The 16,458-nt window shown below is 72.0% G+C and carries 14 protein-coding genes; 4 read left to right on the forward strand and 10 right to left on the reverse strand.

The genetic code is table 11. The features are described 5' to 3' along the window. The first annotated feature begins 46 nt into the window (after positions 1-46). Positions 47-1,102 (forward strand): GNAT family N-acetyltransferase, encoded by a 1,056-nt coding sequence (locus ASD62_RS21035; RefSeq protein WP_369818803.1) that lies wholly within the window; start codon positions 47-49, stop codon positions 1,100-1,102. Positions 1,103-1,174: 72 nt separating this feature from the next. Next, positions 1,175-1,576, forward strand: coding sequence for a DUF6855 family protein (locus tag ASD62_RS15515; protein ID WP_056916720.1), 402 nt, complete (start codon positions 1,175-1,177; stop codon positions 1,574-1,576). Positions 1,577-1,615: 39 nt separating this feature from the next. On the opposite strand, the gene ASD62_RS15520 is transcribed toward ASD62_RS15515, so the two are convergent. After that, positions 1,616-2,083: a DUF2867 domain-containing protein gene (locus ASD62_RS15520; RefSeq protein ID WP_162254775.1), complete on the reverse strand. Its 468-nt coding sequence runs from the start codon at positions 2,081-2,083 to the stop codon at positions 1,616-1,618. An 18-nt stretch (positions 2,084-2,101) separates the two neighbouring features. Between ASD62_RS15520 and ASD62_RS15525 the strand changes: the two genes are divergently transcribed. Further along, positions 2,102-3,664 (forward strand): cryptochrome/photolyase family protein, encoded by a 1,563-nt coding sequence (locus tag ASD62_RS15525; RefSeq protein ID WP_235530728.1) that lies wholly within the window; start codon positions 2,102-2,104, stop codon positions 3,662-3,664. 95 nt (positions 3,665-3,759) lie between these two features. Here the strand turns inward: ASD62_RS15525 and ASD62_RS15530 are convergent, their stop codons facing one another. The 5 genes from ASD62_RS15530 to ASD62_RS15550 form a co-directional block, all read right to left on the reverse strand. Then, on the reverse strand, positions 3,760-5,976 hold the full coding sequence (locus ASD62_RS15530) for an NADP-dependent isocitrate dehydrogenase (protein WP_056916723.1): 2,217 nt from the start codon (positions 5,974-5,976) through the stop codon (positions 3,760-3,762). Between the two features lie 124 nt (positions 5,977-6,100). Then, entirely contained in the window at positions 6,101-6,892 is a 792-nt protein-coding gene (gene aqpZ, locus ASD62_RS15535; protein ID WP_056916724.1) for an aquaporin Z, read from the reverse strand. A 449-nt stretch (positions 6,893-7,341) separates the two neighbouring features. After that, a complete protein-coding gene (locus ASD62_RS15540) occupies positions 7,342-7,626 on the reverse strand; it encodes a PqqD family protein (protein ID WP_056916725.1) in 285 nt (94 codons plus the stop codon). Further along, positions 7,623-8,417 carry a hypothetical protein gene (locus ASD62_RS15545; RefSeq protein ID WP_056916726.1) on the reverse strand — a complete coding sequence of 265 codons (795 nt, stop codon included), beginning with the start codon at positions 8,415-8,417 and terminating at the stop codon, positions 7,623-7,625. The genes ASD62_RS15540 and ASD62_RS15545 overlap by 4 nt, the downstream gene beginning before the upstream one ends. A gap of 7 nt (positions 8,418-8,424) precedes the next feature. Then, positions 8,425-9,963 carry a S10 family peptidase gene (locus tag ASD62_RS15550; RefSeq protein WP_082580866.1) on the reverse strand — a complete coding sequence of 513 codons (1,539 nt, stop codon included), beginning with the start codon at positions 9,961-9,963 and terminating at the stop codon, positions 8,425-8,427. A gap of 73 nt (positions 9,964-10,036) precedes the next feature. On the opposite strand from ASD62_RS15550, the gene ASD62_RS15555 reads away from it, so the two are divergent. Next, the gene (locus tag ASD62_RS15555) at positions 10,037-10,840 is read left to right on the forward strand and encodes an exodeoxyribonuclease III (protein ID WP_056916727.1); all 804 of its coding nucleotides are present in this window, start codon (positions 10,037-10,039) and stop codon (positions 10,838-10,840) included. A 195-nt stretch (positions 10,841-11,035) separates the two neighbouring features. On the opposite strand, the gene galK is transcribed toward ASD62_RS15555, so the two are convergent. From galK to ASD62_RS15575, 4 genes are read right to left on the reverse strand one after another with little or no spacing between them, the layout of a single operon-like run. Next, positions 11,036-12,202 carry a galactokinase gene (galK, locus tag ASD62_RS15560; RefSeq protein WP_056916728.1) on the reverse strand — a complete coding sequence of 389 codons (1,167 nt, stop codon included), beginning with the start codon at positions 12,200-12,202 and terminating at the stop codon, positions 11,036-11,038. Continuing rightward, positions 12,199-13,314, reverse strand: a complete 1,116-nt coding sequence (galT, locus tag ASD62_RS15565) for a galactose-1-phosphate uridylyltransferase (RefSeq protein ID WP_200956898.1) — start codon at positions 13,312-13,314, stop codon at positions 12,199-12,201. The genes galK and galT overlap by 4 nt, the downstream gene beginning before the upstream one ends. Next, positions 13,311-14,123, reverse strand: coding sequence for a DeoR/GlpR family DNA-binding transcription regulator (locus tag ASD62_RS15570; protein ID WP_056916729.1), 813 nt, complete (start codon positions 14,121-14,123; stop codon positions 13,311-13,313). Before ASD62_RS15570 ends, galT begins: the two co-directional genes overlap by 4 nt. Next, on the reverse strand, positions 14,124-16,112 hold the full coding sequence (locus tag ASD62_RS15575) for a beta-galactosidase (protein ID WP_056916730.1): 1,989 nt from the start codon (positions 16,110-16,112) through the stop codon (positions 14,124-14,126). Positions 16,113-16,458 lie beyond the last annotated feature (346 nt).

Below are 16,458 nucleotides of genomic sequence, written 5' to 3' on the forward strand. Positions count from 1 at the left end.
TAGCAGGGGTGCGGAGCACGGGTTCCCGGTGGTTAGGGTCGAGGCCATGCCCACCCCGGACTTCATCCTCGCCCTGCGCGACAAGGTCGGCACCGACCTCCTCTGGCTCACCGGCGTCACTGCCGTCGTGCGCAACGACCGCGGTGAGGTGCTCCTCGGCCGCCGCGCCGACAACGGCCAGTGGGCCCTGGTGAGCGGCATCCTCGAGCCCGGCGAGCAGCCTGCGGTGGGCCTCGCCCGCGAGATCGAGGAGGAGACCGGTGTCGTCGCCAGGATCGAGGCACTGACCTCGGTCTGGACGCTGCCGGAGCAGGGCTACCCCAACGGCGACCGTGCGCAGTACCTCGACCTGTGCTTCCTCGCCCGCCACCTCTCCGGCGAGGCGAGGGTCAACGACGACGAGTCGCTGGAGGTGGGCTGGTTCGCCGTGGACGCCCTGCCCGAGCCGCTCATGGACCGGGCCCGCGTCCGACTCGAACGGGCCCTGGCCTTCGACGGCACCACGTGGTTCGACACCGACGAGCCAACGAGTGCCGCAGGGACGACCGGGGACCCGTATGCCGCCGTTCCCGGCCCGGGGGATCCAGCCCGGCGCCCGCTCGCGACGCTGCCCGCCGGCGCCGGCGAGGTGGTCCTGCGCCGAGCCGTCCGGACCGACGTGCCGGCCATCGTGAACCTCCTCGCCGACGACGAGATCGGCGCCGGTCGCGAAGACGGCCACGACCTCACGGGGTACCTCGCGGCCTTCGACGCGATCGACGCCGACCGGGGCCACGTGCTCGTCGTCCTGGAGTCGGGGGACACCGTGGTGGGGACGATGCAGCTGACCTTCCTGCCCGGGTTGTCGCGCGGGGGTGCGTGGCGCAGCCAGGTCGAGGCGGTGCGCGTCGCCGCCTCCCAGCGCGGCCATGGCCTCGGGGAGGCCATGCTGCGCTGGGGGATCGAGGAGTCCCGGCGACGGGGCTGTGCGGTCGTCCAGCTGACCACGGACAAGCGGCGCACCGACGCCCAGCGGTTCTACGTCGAGCGGCTGGGGTTCGCCAGGTCGCACGAGGGCCTCAAGCTCGCCCTGGGCGACCCCGGGAGCCCCGGAGGGGAGTAGAACTGGACTGGTCGATCGGGTGGTCGATCGGGTGGACGATCAGGCGCATGACCGAGGACGAAGGTGGACGTGATGGGTGCTGGCACCAAGGACGACCCGTGGACGCTCAGGACGCCACCGGGCAGCGGTGACTACACGATGTACCGCGACGACGACACCGACCCGCCCCAGCTGGTCTGCCAGGTCGGTTCGACGCGTCTGACCTACGACGCCCGTGTCATCGATGACCTGCACGCCTGGTTGCGGGAGCAGGGTGACTGGGTGCCGCTGGGTTCGGCCGACGAGCAGAAGCCGGCCAAGGACGGGACCGTCGAGGCCTGGGCCCGCTCGGAGGGCAACCCGCTGGGCGGGTGGTACGGCCTGCGCAAGGGCTATCGCGGCCGGGTCGGCATGTACCTGCCACCTCTGCTCGAGGAGCTGGGCCTGGCCGAGGTCGAGCACCAGCCGCGCAACAACCGGATGCGCGCGATCTGACCCGCGCTCGTCGGCCGAGGTCCTGGGTCGGCGGGACCCTCAGCCGGCGAGGTCCTCGGCAGCGAGGACCATCCGTCGGTGCATCCAGGCGTAGAGCGCGACGTCCCCGAGGCGGGTCGCCTCACCGTAGAGGCGACCGGCCACCCCGTCGGGGACGAACCCGTGCCGCAGCGTGAGCCGGGAGCCGTCCCGGTCCGGCGCCACGTCCAGCTCGAGGAACGCGCTGCCCGGCAGCCGGGTGTCCGGTGACAGCACCAGGTGCCGGCCCGCCTCGATCGCCGTCACCGTCCAGAAGTCGACCTTGTCGCCGAGACGCAACGGCCGGTCCGGCCGCACCCGGCGGCGGCCGGGGCCACCGAGGACCCGGTCCACCCCGCAGCGTGCCGCCCAGACGGCCTCGGGCGTGAACCAGCCGGTGTCCCCACCGACCGAGGTCACCACCTGCCACAGGACCTCGGGCGGTGCGTGGACGTGCGAGGTCTGGGTGCCGCCGATGACTGGGTCCACCCAGCCACCGTATGCGGCGTGGCACCGGACCGCCCGGCTCGCCGCAGCACGCGCGGTCGCCCAGACTGGCTGGGTGACGATGCCGGTGGGGAACCCGTGACGCGGCGCTGGCTGTTCGCCGACCAGCTCGGCCCGCACTTCGACGTGGGCCGCGACGGGGTCCTGCTGGTCGAGAGCCGCGAGGCCCTGGGCCGGCGCCGCTACCACCGGCAGAAGCTGCACCTCGTCCTGTCCGCCCTGCGCCACCGCGCGGCGGAGCCGGGCGACTCGGCAGTCCTCCTGCGCACCGCCACCTACGGCCAGGCCCTGCGCGAGCTCGGCGAACCCGTCCGCGTCTACGAGCCGACCTCGAGGAGCGCCGCCGACTTCGTCGCCCGTCAGCTCGAGACGGGCCGGGTGGAGGCCGTCGACCCGACACCGGGGTTCTCGTTGCCCCGCAGAGACTTCCAGCGCTGGGCGGGTGACCGGCGACGGTTGCGGATGGAGGACTTCTACCGCTTCCAGCGACAGCGGCTCGACCTGCTCGTCGAGGGGGACGGGACCCCGGTCGGTGGTCGGTGGTCGTTCGACGAGGACAACCGGGAGCCACCGCCCAAGGGGGCGGACCGCCTGGACGTGCCCGAGCCATACCGGCCGCGCGAGGACGACGTCGACGCGCAGGTGAGGGAGGACCTCGACCGGTGGGAGCGCGACGACGGGTTGGTGACCGTGGGGAGGGACGGTCCGCGGCTGTTCGCCGTGACCCGCCGCGAGGCGCTCGCGGCGCTCGACCGGTTCGTCACGCACCGGCTCGGGGCGTTCGGGCCGCACGAGGACGCCATGCTGCGCGGCGACTGGGCGATGGCCCACAGCCTCCTGTCGGTGCCCCTCAACCTCGGGCTGCTCGACCCCGTGGAGGTCGCCGAACGGGCGGTCCGCGCGTACCACGACGGTGACGCACCGCTGGCCTCGGTCGAGGGGTTCGTGCGGCAGGTCGTCGGGTGGCGCGAGTACGTCTGGCACCTCTACTGGCACTTCGGGGGCCAGTACCGCAGCCGCAACGCGCTCGCGGCCCGCGAGCCGCTGCCACGGTGGTTCGACGAGCTCGATGCCGACGCGGTGGAGGCCGCGTGCCTCAAGGACGTCCTCGCCGGTGTGCGCGACCGGGGGTGGGTGCACCACATCCCGCGGCTCATGGTGCTCGGCAACTGGGCGGCGGAGCGCGGGTACGACCCCGACGCGTTGACCGAGTGGTTCCAGACGCGGTTCGTGGACGGCTACGACTGGGTCATGCCCGCGAACGTCGTCGGCATGAGCCAGTACGCCGACGGAGGCGCCATGACGACCAAGCCCTACGTGTCCGGCGGCGCGTACCTGAACCGGATGTCGGACTACTGCGGAGGCTGCCGCTACCGCCCCACGGTCAGGGTCGGCGAGGACGCCTGCCCGTTCACCGCCGGCTACTGGGCCTACCTGGACCGCACCGCCGACCGCCTGGAGGGCAACCCCCGTATGGCGCGTCCGCTCCAGCAGCGGCACCGCCTCACCGACCTCGAGGCGACCGTCGAGCAGGAACGGGCCAGGGGAACAGACGCTCCCTGACCTGACCTGACCTGACGTGACGTGACGGGAAAGGCCGGTGCCGCAAGGGAATCCCCCTGCGGCACCGGCCTCTCGGGCCCGTCAGCCCTTGTGGCTCAGCGCAGGGCGGCGAGCGCCTCGTTGAACGTGGCGCTCGGGCGCATGACCGCCGACGCCTTGGCCTCGTCCGGGCGGTAGTAGCCACCGATGTCCGCGGGGTGGCCCTGGACGGCGAGCAGCTCGGCGTTGATGGCGTCCTCCTGCTCGGTGAGGGTCTTGGAGACCTGGCCGAACGCCTCGGCCAGCGCGGCGTCCTCGGTCTGCTGCGCGAGCTCGTTCGCCCAGAACAGCGCGAGGTAGAAGTGGCTGCCGCGGTTGTCGATCTGGCCGACCTTGCGGGCCGGGCCCTTGTTCTCGTTGAGCAGCCGCTCGGTCGCCTTGTCGAGCGCCTCGCCCAGCAGCGCGGCGCGCGCGTTGTCGGTCGTCGTGGCCATGTGGCGCAGGCTCTCGGCCAGGGCCAGGAACTCGCCGAGGCTGTCCCAGCGCAGGTAGTTCTCCTGGAGCAGCTGCTGCACGTGCTTCGGGGCGGAGCCACCGGCGCCGGTCTCGAAGAGGCCGCCACCGTTCATCAGCGGCACCACCGAGAGCATCTTGGCGCTGGTACCGAGCTCGAGGATCGGGAAGAGGTCGGTGTTGTAGTCACGCAGCACGTTCCCGGTGACGGAGATGGTGTCCTCGCCCTTGCGGATGCGCTCGACGGAGAACTTGGCCGCCTCGACCGGCGAGAGCACCTGGAGGTCGAGCCCGTCGGTGTCGTGCTCGGGCAGGTAGGCCTCGACCTTCGCGATGAGGTTGCGGTCGTGCGCACGGGTCGCGTCGAGCCAGAAGACCGCGGGGGTCTTCGAGGCGCGGGCACGAGTGACGGCGAGCTTGACCCAGTCGCGGATCGGGGCGTCCTTGGTCTGGCAGGCGCGCCAGATGTCACCGGGCTGCACGTCGTGCGACATCAGCACCTCGTCGGAGCTGTCGACGACCTGGACGGTGCCCGCCTCGGCGATCTCGAACGTCTTGTCGTGGCTGCCGTACTCCTCGGCCTTCTGCGCCATCAGGCCGACGTTGGGGACCGAGCCCATCGTCGTGGGGTCGTAGGCGCCGTGCTCGCGGCAGTCGTCGATGACGGCCTGGTAGACGCCGGCGTAGGAGCTGTCGGGGATGACGGCGAGGGTGTCGGCCTCCTCGCCGTCCGGGCCCCACATGTGGCCGGAGGTGCGGATCATGGCCGGCATCGAGGCGTCCACGATGACGTCGCTCGGGACGTGGAGGTTCGTGATCCCCTTGTCGGAGTTGACCATCGCGAGCTTCGGGCCGTCGGCGAGACCCTGCTGGATCGCCGCACGGACCTCGTCGCGGGTGCCCTCGGGGAGGGCGTCGAGCCCGTCGAGGATCGAGCCGAGGCCGTTGTTCGCGGACAGGCCCGCAGCGGCGAGCTCGGCGCCATACCGGGAGAAGACGTCCGGGAGGAACGCCCGCACGACGTGGCCGAAGATGATCGGGTCGGAGACCTTCATCATCGTGGCCTTGAGGTGCACGGAGAAGAGCACGCCGTCAGCCTTGGCCCTGGCGATCTGCTCGGTGAGGAACGCGTCGAGGGCGGCGGCGCTCAGCACCGTGGCGTCGACGACCTCGCCCTCGAGGACCTTCAGGCCCTCCTTGAGGACCGTGGTGCCGGCGTCGGTGACCAGCTGGATGGTCAGGGTGTCAGCGGTGGGGAGGACGACCGACTGCTCGTTGGACCGGAAGTCGTCGGAGCCCATGGTGGCCACCGAGGTGCGCGAGTCGGGGCTCCAGGCGCCCATGGAGTGCGGGTGCTTGCGCGCGTAGTTCTTCACGGCGGCAGGCGCCCGGCGGTCGGAGTTGCCCTCGCGCAGGACGGGGTTGACTGCGCTGCCCTTGACGCCGTCGTACCGCGCACGGGCGTCCTTCTCCGCGTCGTTGCTCGGCTCGTCGGGGTAGGCGGGGAGGTCGTAGCCCTGCGACCGGAGCTCGGCGATGGCTGCCTTGAGCTGCGGCAGGGAGGCCGAGATGTTGGGGAGCTTGATGATGTTGGCCTCGGGCGTGGTCGCGAGCTGCCCGAGCTCGCCGAGGGCGTCGCCGATGCGCTGGTCCTCGGGGAGGAGGTCGTCGAAGGCCGCGATGATGCGCCCCGACAGGGAGATGTCACGGGTCTCGACGTCGACGCCCGCGGTGGACGCGAAGGCCTCGATCACCGGCAGGAAGGAGTAGGTCGCCAGCATCGGCGCCTCGTCGGTGAGGGTGTAGATGATCTTGGCCATGTCGGCGGCTCTCTCCCTGGGCTCGTCGTGCTCGCAGCGTTCGTGCGCAGCGTTGCTCAGGCTATCGAACCGTCCAGGACCCGATGGGGTGGGCCGTGGCCGTCTCGGGACGGCTGCGTCGGGATCAGGTGGGCGAGGGGGCGTCCTCGGGCTCCACCATGCCGGTGATGTCCTCGTCGCGACGGTCGATGCCGGTGACGAGGTGGTAGGTCGCCCCGGCGATCGCGGCGCCGACGATGGGCGCGACCCAGAACGCCCAGAGCTGTCCGGGCGCGCCGTTGCCGTTGAAGAAGGCCACGGCGGTGGAGCGGGCGGGGTTCACCGACGTGTTGCTGATCGGGATGGAGATGAGGTGGATCAGCGTCAGGCCCAGGCCGATGGCGATGGGCGCGAACCCGACGGGCGCCCGCTCGTCGGTGGCTCCGAGGATGATGTAGAGGAAGAACGCGGTGAGGATGGCCTCGGCGACGAGGACCGCGACGAGGGTGTACCCGCCCGGGGAGTGGTCGCCATAACCGTTGGCGGCCAGGTTGCCGGTGACCTTGAACCCTGCCGAGCCCCGCGCGACGCCCCACAGGGCCAGCCCGGCGAGCAGGCCGCCCACCACCTGGGCCACGACGTAGGCCGGCACCTCGGCCCAGGGGAACCGCTTGGCCACGGCGACGCCGATGGTCACCGCGGGGTTGAAGTGCGCGCCGGACACGTGCCCGACGGCATACGCCATCGTCATCACGGTGAGCCCGAACGCCAGGGCCACGCCGAGGAAGCCGATGCCGAGCTGCACCGACTGGCCGGACGGGACGTCGGGGGCCAGGTACTTCGCCGCGAAGACGGCACTGCCACAGCCCCCGAAGACGAGCCAGAAGGTGCCGAGCGCCTCGGCGCCGAGCCGGGACGGGAGTGGGGGAGTGCGCATCGGACGCTCCTGGGTGCATGGGGGTGCGTCGGAGGCCCCCCGGGTCGTTCCATGGTGGAGGCACCGGGCAACCGGGGCAAGACCCGTCCGTGGGCGGTGGGGCGGCGGGATGGACGTGGTCTCATCCGTTCGGACGAGGTGGGACTCAGCCGTTCGACTGCACGAAAGCGGCAATGCTCACGACCCGGGAAACGCGCACCACCCGACTTGACCGAACACTGGTGCAAAACCTGTCGTTCCTTTACGTTTCAGGTGTGCAGAGCGGGCCGCAGGGGCTCGGGATCGCAAGTTGTCGAGGACTCCGCACTGGACGACCGTCCTCGGCCGCTGGGGGCGGCTGAGGACGGTCGGGGGGCCAGCTCAGGCGACGGCCGGGGGTGTCGGCACGACGGGTTCCACCCGGCGTGCGGCAGGCCGCGTCCTGGGCGGACCCACCGGGCGACGAGCCGTCACGCCAGCTCCAGCAGGCCTGCTCCGGCCAGCGTCTCCACCAGCGACCGCAGGGCCACGTCGGCGTCGCCGTCGGGGGCCCCGAACCGCGCGCGGAGCATCGCCGAGAGCTCAGCCGGGTCGGTCCACGTGTCGGCGCACCCGTCGAGGACGGCGACGGCGACGGCCGAGAGCCGCAGCACCGAGGTGCCGACCAGCGCGATCGCCTCACCGTCGCGGTCGAGCCGCTCCCTCGGCGGGACGGCTCGGACGCGGACCCCGGTATGGCGTGGGCCGCCGCTCACGTCGCAGCCTCCAGGAGGGGTGCGAGGTCGGCCGCCTCCGAGTAGCTCACCCGCGCGGCCCCGCCGATGCGTTCGAGCAGGGCGGCCAGCCGGTGCAGTGGTTCGTCGAGGTCGAGGAGGTGCGAGGTGTGGGGGACCAAGGCGTCGATGGCGTCCAGGGTCCCCAGCGGTGACACGTGGAGGTGGCCGGGCGGACCGTCCTCCCGCTCGAGCAGGAGGACCTGGGCCAGCGGGAGCCGAGCGGCGGCAGGGGCGGGGTCGAGCCCCAGCGACCGTGGTGAGGTCTCGTCCTTGTGGTCGCTCGCGGGGGACCGTCGCAGCGACAACGGCTTGGGGTAGGGCACCACGGTGCCGTCCGACCGCACGGCGACGGTCTCGTCGGTGACGTACCAGCGGCCCGGTCCGAGCGTCCGGGCGAGGGTGGTCTTGCCCGTGCCCCCGGACGCGACGAACGCCGTCGCGCGGCCGGTGTCCCTGTCGGCGAGGCAGGCAGCGTGCAGCAGCACGTGGTCCCCGCCCACGGCGTCGATGGCGGCGACCGTCACCTCACGGGTGATGACCTGCAGCAGGTCGTCCAGGCGCGGTCGGCTCGCGAGCCCGCCAGCCTCGGCGGCCGCACCGACGGCAGGGTCGCTGTCGAGCACCGCTCCGACCCGCGCCACGACGTCGGTCCCGGGGGGAGCGACGCAGGGTGCCCATCGTCCGGCGAGGGCTGCGTGCAGCTCCTGGGCCCGGTCGCCGCCCACGTCGACGGTGACGCCGACACCGAGGGCCAGGACGGTGAGGGACACGCCGACGCTAGGACCGACCGCTGGCCCTGGTGACGAAGTCCGCGAGGTCCGCGCTCTGCTGCAGCCGGGACGGCTCGTGGACGTACATCATGTGACCGGCCTCGTAGTAGGCGTGCTCGAGGTTGTCGTGGAGCGAGACGGGGACCTGCAGGTGCGCGACGACGTCCTGGGCGCCGTAGTAGGGCGTGGCTCCGTCGAAGTACCCGTAGGCCACGTGCACCTTGAGGTGCGGGTTGGCCCGCATCGCGCGCGCCAGCTGGGCGCTGACGTCGACCGGCTTGCCCTCGAACTCCTTGTAGGACCAGTCCTTCGAGGCCAGTGGCGAGAGCACCGTGTAGGGGAGGTCGCTGCTGTAGCCCAGCTCGTCGCGGACGTAGTGGTTCCATGCCGACGCGTAGGGCCCGAGGATCGCGTCCATGGAGGGGTCGGCGTCCCACGTCTCCGCGTTGCCCGCGGCCAGCGGGCCGGTGAACCGGCTGTCGAGCCTCCCGACGGAGAGCTGCTGGTCGCGCAGCAGCTCGGTGAAGAACCGCACGTGCTCGATCCGCAGGTCCGCCCTGTCGACGTACGCCTCGGAGAGGCCGGTCAGCGCGGCGAGCCGGGTGACGTGCTCGGCCCGTTCCTCCGAGGTCAGCCGGGAGCCACGGGACAGCGCCCACGGGTAGTCGCGGGCGGCATACTCCTCCGCCTCCGCGAGCACGGTCTGGAGCGACTTGCGCCCGTGCTTGCCGTGGAAGTGCGCGGTCGCGGCGTAGGTCGGGAGGTAGTCGACGTGGGCGCGGTCGTTGCTGAACTCGAAGTCCACGGTGGCGAGGTCGAGCACCGAGCTGATGAGCATGAGCCCGTTGAGGTAGAGGCCGTGGCGCGTCTGCAGGTGCTCCGCCAGGGCGGCCGCACGGACCGTGCCGTAGGACTCGCCGGCGATGAACTTCGGTGACAGCCAACGGTTGTGGCGGGTCGTCCACAGCCGGATCAGCTCGCCGACGCTCTCGATGTCGGCGGTGAAGCCGTGGTAGTCGTTCGCCTTGCCGCCCTCGACCGCGCGCGAGTAGCCGGTGGAGACCGGGTCGATGAAGACGAGGTCCGACACCGCCAGCAGCGACTGCGGGTTGTCGAGCAGGCCGTACGGCGGCGGGGTGAGGGCGAGGGCGTCGCCGGAGTCGACCCGCCGCGGCCCGAGCAGCCCGAGGTGCAGCCAGACCGAGGCCGAGCCCGGGCCGCCGTTGAAGGCGAACGTCACCGGTCGCTGGGTGGTCCCCGGGGTGTCCACCACGTATGACGTGATGCTCAGCTCCGCCTTGGCGTGGTGGCCCTTGAAGACGTGGTCCTCGAAGACCTCCTCACGCAGCACCACCCGACCCGTGGTCGCGGTGTAGCGCAGGCGACGGCGCCCGATCACGAGGGTGTGCTGGGTCTCGACCAGGTCGTCCTTGGGCGGTGCCGGGGCGGTCGTCACGGTCGTGGTGTCCGTGGACGTCGTCACCGTCTCGCCCGGTTCGGGCGTGTGCGGGGTCGTGCTGGTCGTGGATGCGGACTCGTCGGCCATGGCGTCACCCTATGCGTGGGGACGGGCCGGGGGCGGTCGAATCGAGGTGTGAGGCAGTCGGCAGAATGGCTGGATGCGTCTGATCACGGCCAACGTCAACGGCATTCGGGCCGCCGCCCGGCGCGGGGGTGTGGCGTGGCTGGCCGAGCAGGAGGCGGACGTCCTGTGCCTCCAGGAGGTCCGGGCGAGCGACGACCAGCTCGCGCAGTGCCTGGCCGAAGGTGGCTTCGGCGACTGGCACGTCGCCCACACGGAGGCTGCCGCCAAGGGACGCGCCGGGGTGGCCGTCCTGAGCCGGGAACCGCAGGCGCGGGTGTCGACGACGGTCGGCGCCGCGGAGTTCGACGGGGCCGGCCGTTGGGTCGAGGTGGACCTCGCCACGCCGTCCGGGACGGTGACGGTGGCGTCGACGTACGTCCACACCGGTGAGGCGGGCACCGAGCGCCAGGCGGAGAAGCTGCGCTTCCTCGACGCCATGGGGTCGCGTCTGCGCGAGTGGTCCGCCGCCGGCCGGCTCGCCGTGGTGACCGGCGACCTCAACGTCGCCCACCACGAGCACGACCTCAAGAACTGGAAGGGCAACCTCACGAAGTCGGGCTTCCTTCCGCAGGAGCGGGCCCACCTCGACGAGTGGTTCGCGGACGGGGCGTGGGTCGACGTCCATCGCGACCTGCACGGGCCGGGGCCCGGGCCGTACACCTGGTGGTCCTGGCGGGGGAAGGCGTTCGACAACGACTCGGGGTGGCGCATCGACTACCAGCTGGCGAGCCGTCCCCTCGCCCGACGGGCGGTGCGGGCCACCGTCGGACGCGCGGCGTCCTACGAGCAGCGCTGGTCCGACCACGCGGCCGTCACCGTCGACTACGACCTCGGCTGACGGCAGGCCCCGGCCGCGGCCGCCGGACGGCGCGGGCGTTCGGCGCGAGCGGCGGCGGGGCGATCGGTGCCGTTTGCTGCACGAATCGCCCCGGTCCTCGTCGGGCAGGGGCGATTCGTGACGGATCCGGCGCACATGGCCGTGATGGGGAGCAGGTCGCGTCCGAGCCAGGGGCAGTCGGACGCGACCCGCCGTCTAGAGGTCGCGCCCGGCCGGGCCGGCAGCGGACACGACGAAGCACTCCGGGGCCCGGAACCCCTTGTCGGCGAACGACTTCTCCACGGCCGCCCGGACCTCGTCGGCGGACTCGCGGCGCACCAGGGCGATCGCGGACCCGCCGAACCCGCCGCCGGTCATCCGGGCGCCCAGGGCGCCGGCCGACGTGGCCGACGTGACGGCGGTGTCGAGCTCGTCGACGGAGATCTCGAAGTCGTCGCGCATGGAGTCGTGCGAGGCGAGGAAGAGCTCGCCGAGGCGGGCGAAGTCGTCAGCGCGCAGCGCCTCCCGCGCCTGCTCCACCCGGGCGATCTCGGTGACGATGTGCCGCGCGCGACGACGCAGCAGGTCGGAGGAGAGGCGCTCCAGGGCCGCATCGAGGTCTGCGACGTCGACGTCGCGCAGGGTCTCGACCCCGAGCTCGCGGGCCGCCTGCTCGCACGAGTCGCGACGCTCGGCGTACTGCCCGTCGACCAGCTCGTGGACGGCACGGGTGTCGACGACGAGCAGGGCCAGGTCGTGCGCGGCGAGGTCGAACGGCACCTGCTCGGTCGAGAAGTCACGGCAGTCGAGCAGCAGCGCGTGCCCTTGCTGGGCGAGGAGCGAGGCCGACTGGTCCATGCCGCCGGTCGGCGCCTTGGCCACGGTGTTCTCGGCCTCCACGCAGACGGCGGCGAGGTCGACGCGACCGGCGGGGGAGTCGAGCAGGACGAGGTCGAACACGTCGCTCAGGGCTGCCGCGACCGCGCACTCGAGCGCTGCCGAGCTGGACAGCCCGGCGCCGAGGGGCACGCGGCCCTCCACCGCCACGTCGAACCCACCCACCGGGTGGCCGGCCCGCTCAAGGGACCAGGGGACGCCGGCGACGTACGCCGCCCACCCCTGTGGGCTGCCGGGGCCGACGTCGTCCAGGTCGAGCTCCACCACGCCGTCGCCCTGGGCCGAGACGATCCGCAGGTGACGGTCGTCGCGGCGCCGCAGCGCGGCATACGTCCGGTGGGGGAGGGCGATGGGCATGCACAGGCCACCGTTGTAGTCGGTGTGCTCGCCGATGAGGTTGACGCGTCCGGGCGCCGACCAGACACCGTCCGGCTCCTCGCCGAAGGTGTCGCGGAACAGGCGGGCCGCGGTGTCCGGCCCCGTCACGGGGCGACCTCGCGCAGACGCGCCGCGATGCGCTCCGGTGGCACGTCGTTCACCCAGCCACCGACGCCGGACTCGGAACCGGCGAGGTACTTGAGCTTCTTGGGCGAGCGCAGGACCGACATCACCTGGAGGTGCAGGCGCGAGACGTCCCGCCCCTGCTTGGCCGGCGCCTGGTGCCAGCCGGCGATGTACGGCAGCCGGATCGGCGCGCCGTCCTTGGCGACGTAGTACCGGTCGAGGCGGCGCAGCAGGTCGAGGTAGACGCGGGCGAGGTCGTCGCGCTCGTCGTCGGTCAGCGATGCGAGGTCGGGCACGTCGCGGTGGGGGGCCAGGTGCACCTCGACCGGCCAGCGGGCGGCGTAGGGGACGTAGGCCGCCCAGTGCTCGGTGTCGATGACCACGCGCTCCTTGGCGTGCAGCTCGGCCGCGAGGATGTCGGCCCCGAGGAGCCGGCCGGTGCGGGCGTGGTGCGCGGTGGCCTGCTCGAGGATCGTCCTACTGCGCTCGGGCAGGTAGGGGTAGGCGTAGATCTGGCCGTGCGGGTGGTGCAGGGTGACGCCGATCTCCTGCCCGCGGTTCTCGAAGCAGAACACCTGCTCCACCTCGGCCACGGCGCCGAGCTCCGCGGTGCGGTCGGCCCACGCGTCGACGACCGTGCGCGCACGATCGGGGGTGAGGTCGGCGAACGTGGACTCGTGGTCGCTCGTGAAGCAGACGACCTCGCACCGGCCGAGGGCCGGCCTGCTCTGGATGAGGTCGCCGTCCTCCTGCTCCGCGTGGGAGTGCGCCGAGACGGGGGCGTAGCTGGGGAAGCGGTTCTCGAAGACCACGACGTCGTAGGCCGCCTCGGGCACCTCCGACGGCACGCTGCCCGTGCCGGTGGGGCACAGGGGGCACTCGTCCTTCGGGGGCAGGAAGGTGCGGTTGCTGCGGTGGCCTGCCACCGCTACCCAGTCGCCGACGAGGGCGTCGTAGCGGATCTCGCCCGAGGCGGCCCGGTCCCCGAGGGGGCGGGTGTCCTCGGCGGTGCGCTCGGGCGCGTCGGGGGAGTCGTCGAAGTAGATGATCTCGCGTCCGTCGGCCAGCCGCCGGCTCGTGCGCCGCACCGTCATGCGTGGCTCCTGCTCGTGCGGGCCGTGCGGACGACGCCGGGGGTGGCGAGCACCACCTCGACCCCGGCTTCGCTCACGGCGGTGCGGGCCCGTTGGCCGAGACCTGCATCGGTGACCAGGAGGTCGACCGACGACAACGGGATGATCGTGCTGAGCCCGACCGTGCCCCACTTGGTGTGGTCGGCGAGGACGCAGACCTGGCGCGCGGTCTGGACCAGCGCCTGGTTGGTCTCCGCCTCGACGAGGTTGGGGGTGGTCAGGCCGGCCCGGGCGTCCATGCCGTGCACACCGAGGAACAACCGGTCGACGTGCAGCATGCGCAGCGCCGCGACCGCGACCGGCCCGACCAGCGCGTCGGAGGGGGTGCGGACACCACCGGTCAGGACGACCGTCTGCCCGGGGGTCCCGGACTCGTGCAGCAGCTGGGCGACCGGCACCGAGTTGGTGACGACGGTGAGGTCGGGGACGGAGCGCACGGCACGGGCGAACTCGTAGGTCGTCGTGCCGGCCGAGATGCCGATGGCGGCGCCCGGCTCGACGAGCTGGGCGGCGGCCTGGGCGATGGCGTTCTTCTGCGACTGCATGAGGGCGGACTTCGCGGTGAAGCCCGGCTCCTCGCTGCTCCTGCTCCCGACCGCGAGTGCGCCACCGTGCACGCGCTCGACGAGTCCCTCCGTGGCCAGCTGCTCGATGTCGCGCCGCACCGTCATGTCCGAGACGCCGAGCTGGTCGACGAGCTCGGACACGCGCACCGCACCGTTGTCCTCGACGAGGCCGAGGATGGTGGCGCGACGCTGGCTGGCGAGCAACTAGGCCTCCCTGATGACGGCGACGGCGCCCGCCGCGAGCGGGGTCCCGGGGGTGAAGGGGCGGTCGGCGACCAGGTCGTGCCCGGTCACGGGAACCTGCTGGTCGGTCGTCGTGTCGTTGACGAGGAACAGCCAGGAGCCATTCTCGCCACGACGCCGGACGGCCTCGACACCGGGCGGCACCGTTGCCGCGGGAGCGACCCCGCCGGCCTCGGTGAGGCGGTCGAGGAGGCTGCCGAGCGCGTCGTCGTCGAGGAGGGTGCTGAGGTACCACGCCGCGCCCGTCCCCGTGCGGCGCCGGGTCACGGCGGGCCGACCCGTGAGGGGACCTGCGGCATACCGGTCGAGGACCTCGGCGTCGACGGCCGTGACGTCCTCGCTCCACAGGGTGCCGGTGCCCCCGCCCTCGAGCATGCTCTGCTGGTCCGCCAGGAGCGGGAAGAACTCCTCGACGCGGACCCCGAGCAGGTCGCGGAACGCCCCCGGGTAGCCCCCGAGGCGGACGTGGTCGTCGCTGTCACTGATGCCGGAGAAGAACGTGACGAGGACCTGCGCGCCGGCCTCCGCGGCCGCCGCGACCGCTGCCGCGTGCTCGTCCGTGACGAGGTAGAGCGTCGGGACGACGACGACCTTGTATGCCGTGAGGTCGGCGCTCGGGTGCACCACGTCCGCGGTGATGCCGCGGTCGCGCAGCACGCGGTGCACCGCGTGGGCGGTCGTGGGGTACCTCAGCTCGCTGGACGGCATCGCCGGACCGTGGGCGGCCCACTGGGCCTGGTAGTCCCAGAGGATGGCGACGTCCGCCTCGACCCGGGAGCCGAGCAGCTCGCCGAGCCGCTCGGCGACCTGACCGAGCTCCACGACCTCGCGGAAGCGCGCGCTGTCGCGGCCGGCGTGGGGGACGAGGGCGGAGTGGAACTTCTCCGAGCCGGACAGCGACTGACGCCACTGGAAGAAGCCGAGGGTGTCGGCGCCACGGGCGACGTGGGCGAGGCTGTCACGCAGCGTGCCGCCGGGGAGCTTCGCCGGGTTGACGGGCTGCCAGTTCACGGCGCTCGTCGAGTGCTCCATCAGCAGCCACGGCCGGCCACCGGCCAGGCCACGGGTGATGTCACCGCTGAAGGCCAGCTCGGCCTGCGGGTGCTCGAGGGCCGCGACCACGTAGTGGTCGGTGCTGACGACGTCCTGCTCGGCGGCCCACTGGTGGTAGTCGAGGTGGTCGAAGTGCGCGAGCGTCATGAAGTTCGTCGTCACGGGGATGCCGGGCGACAGGTCCTCGAGGATGGCCTTCTCGCTGCGGAAGAAGTCCAGCAGCGTGTCGGACTGGAACCGCTTGTAGTCGAGCACGTGCGTGGGGTTGGCGAACGTCGTGGTCAGCCGCGGGGGGAGGACCTGCTCCCAGTCGGTGTAGCGCTGGCTCCAGAAGGCCGTTCCCCAGGCGTCGTTGAGTCGCTCCAGCGTCTCGTGGCGGCGACCCAGCCAGACGCGGAAACCGGCCGCGCACGTGTCGCAGTAGCAGGGGATGTTGTGGCAGGCGTACTCGTTCGAGACGTGCCACATGGCCAGGGCGGGGTGGTCGTGGTACCGCTGGGCCAGCTGAGTCGTGAGCGCGAGGGCGTAGTCGCGGTAGACGGGCGAGCTCGGGCACCAGGCCTGGCGGCTGCCCGGCCACAGGGTGTGCCCCTCGTGGTCGACGGGCAGGATCTCCGGGTGCGCGGCGGACAGCCACGGAGGAGGGGTCGCCGTCGCCGTCGCGAGGTCCACCGCGATGTCGTTCGCGTGGAGCAGCTCCATGATGTCGTCCAGCCAGGCGAAGTCGTACTCGCCCTTCGCCGGCTCGAGCCACGACCAGGAAAAGACCCCCAGGGTGACGAAGGAGACCCCGGCCTCGCGCATGAGCTCCATGTCCTCGGACCAGACCTCGCGCGGCCACTGCTCGGGGTTGTAGTCGCCACCCAGGGCGATCCGACGGTTCGGCCATGAACGCATGGCGGACAGTGTTGCGCCGGTTTGATGAAGATGTCAACAAAAACCAACAGATGGCTGCAGCCTCGCGTGGAGGACCTCCGGACCGTGGCCCCTTCCGCCGGGTGGGCTGGGAAGCCGACGCCTCGATCGACAGCCTGTGTCCTGCCTGTATGGCGTGGTTGAGCCGAATTCGTCATCTGCCTGTGCGCGGAGGGCGAGGCGTCCGCTAGGTGGAGGGCAGATGGATGCGCGACCATTTCGTGATGACCAGACTCTTGACAGGTGTTGGTTCCTAGGCCCATCCTCGGGACTTGTTGATGGTTTTTGATCGAATCTGTCGGATGATGGGTTCGGCCATCGCGCCGGT

The organism is Phycicoccus sp. Root563, from assembly GCF_001427915.1.
Classification (GTDB): domain Bacteria; phylum Actinomycetota; class Actinomycetes; order Actinomycetales; family Dermatophilaceae; genus Pedococcus.

Coding starts and splice junctions, on each gene's coding strand:
- ASD62_RS21035 (WP_369818803.1), top strand. CDS start 47: ATGCCCACCCCGGACTTCATCCTCGCCCTGCGCGACAAGGTCGGCACC.
- ASD62_RS15515 (WP_056916720.1), top strand. CDS start 1,175: ATGGGTGCTGGCACCAAGGACGACCCGTGGACGCTCAGGACGCCACCG.
- ASD62_RS15530 (WP_056916723.1), bottom strand. CDS start 5,976: ATGGCCAAGATCATCTACACCCTCACCGACGAGGCGCCGATGCTGGCG.
- aqpZ (WP_056916724.1), bottom strand. CDS start 6,892: ATGCGCACTCCCCCACTCCCGTCCCGGCTCGGCGCCGAGGCGCTCGGC.
- ASD62_RS15550 (WP_082580866.1), bottom strand. CDS start 9,963: ATGGCCGACGAGTCCGCATCCACGACCAGCACGACCCCGCACACGCCC.
- ASD62_RS15555 (WP_056916727.1), top strand. CDS start 10,037: ATGCGTCTGATCACGGCCAACGTCAACGGCATTCGGGCCGCCGCCCGG.
- galT (WP_200956898.1), bottom strand. CDS start 13,314: ATGACGGTGCGGCGCACGAGCCGGCGGCTGGCCGACGGACGCGAGATC.
- ASD62_RS15575 (WP_056916730.1), bottom strand. CDS start 16,112: ATGCGTTCATGGCCGAACCGTCGGATCGCCCTGGGTGGCGACTACAAC.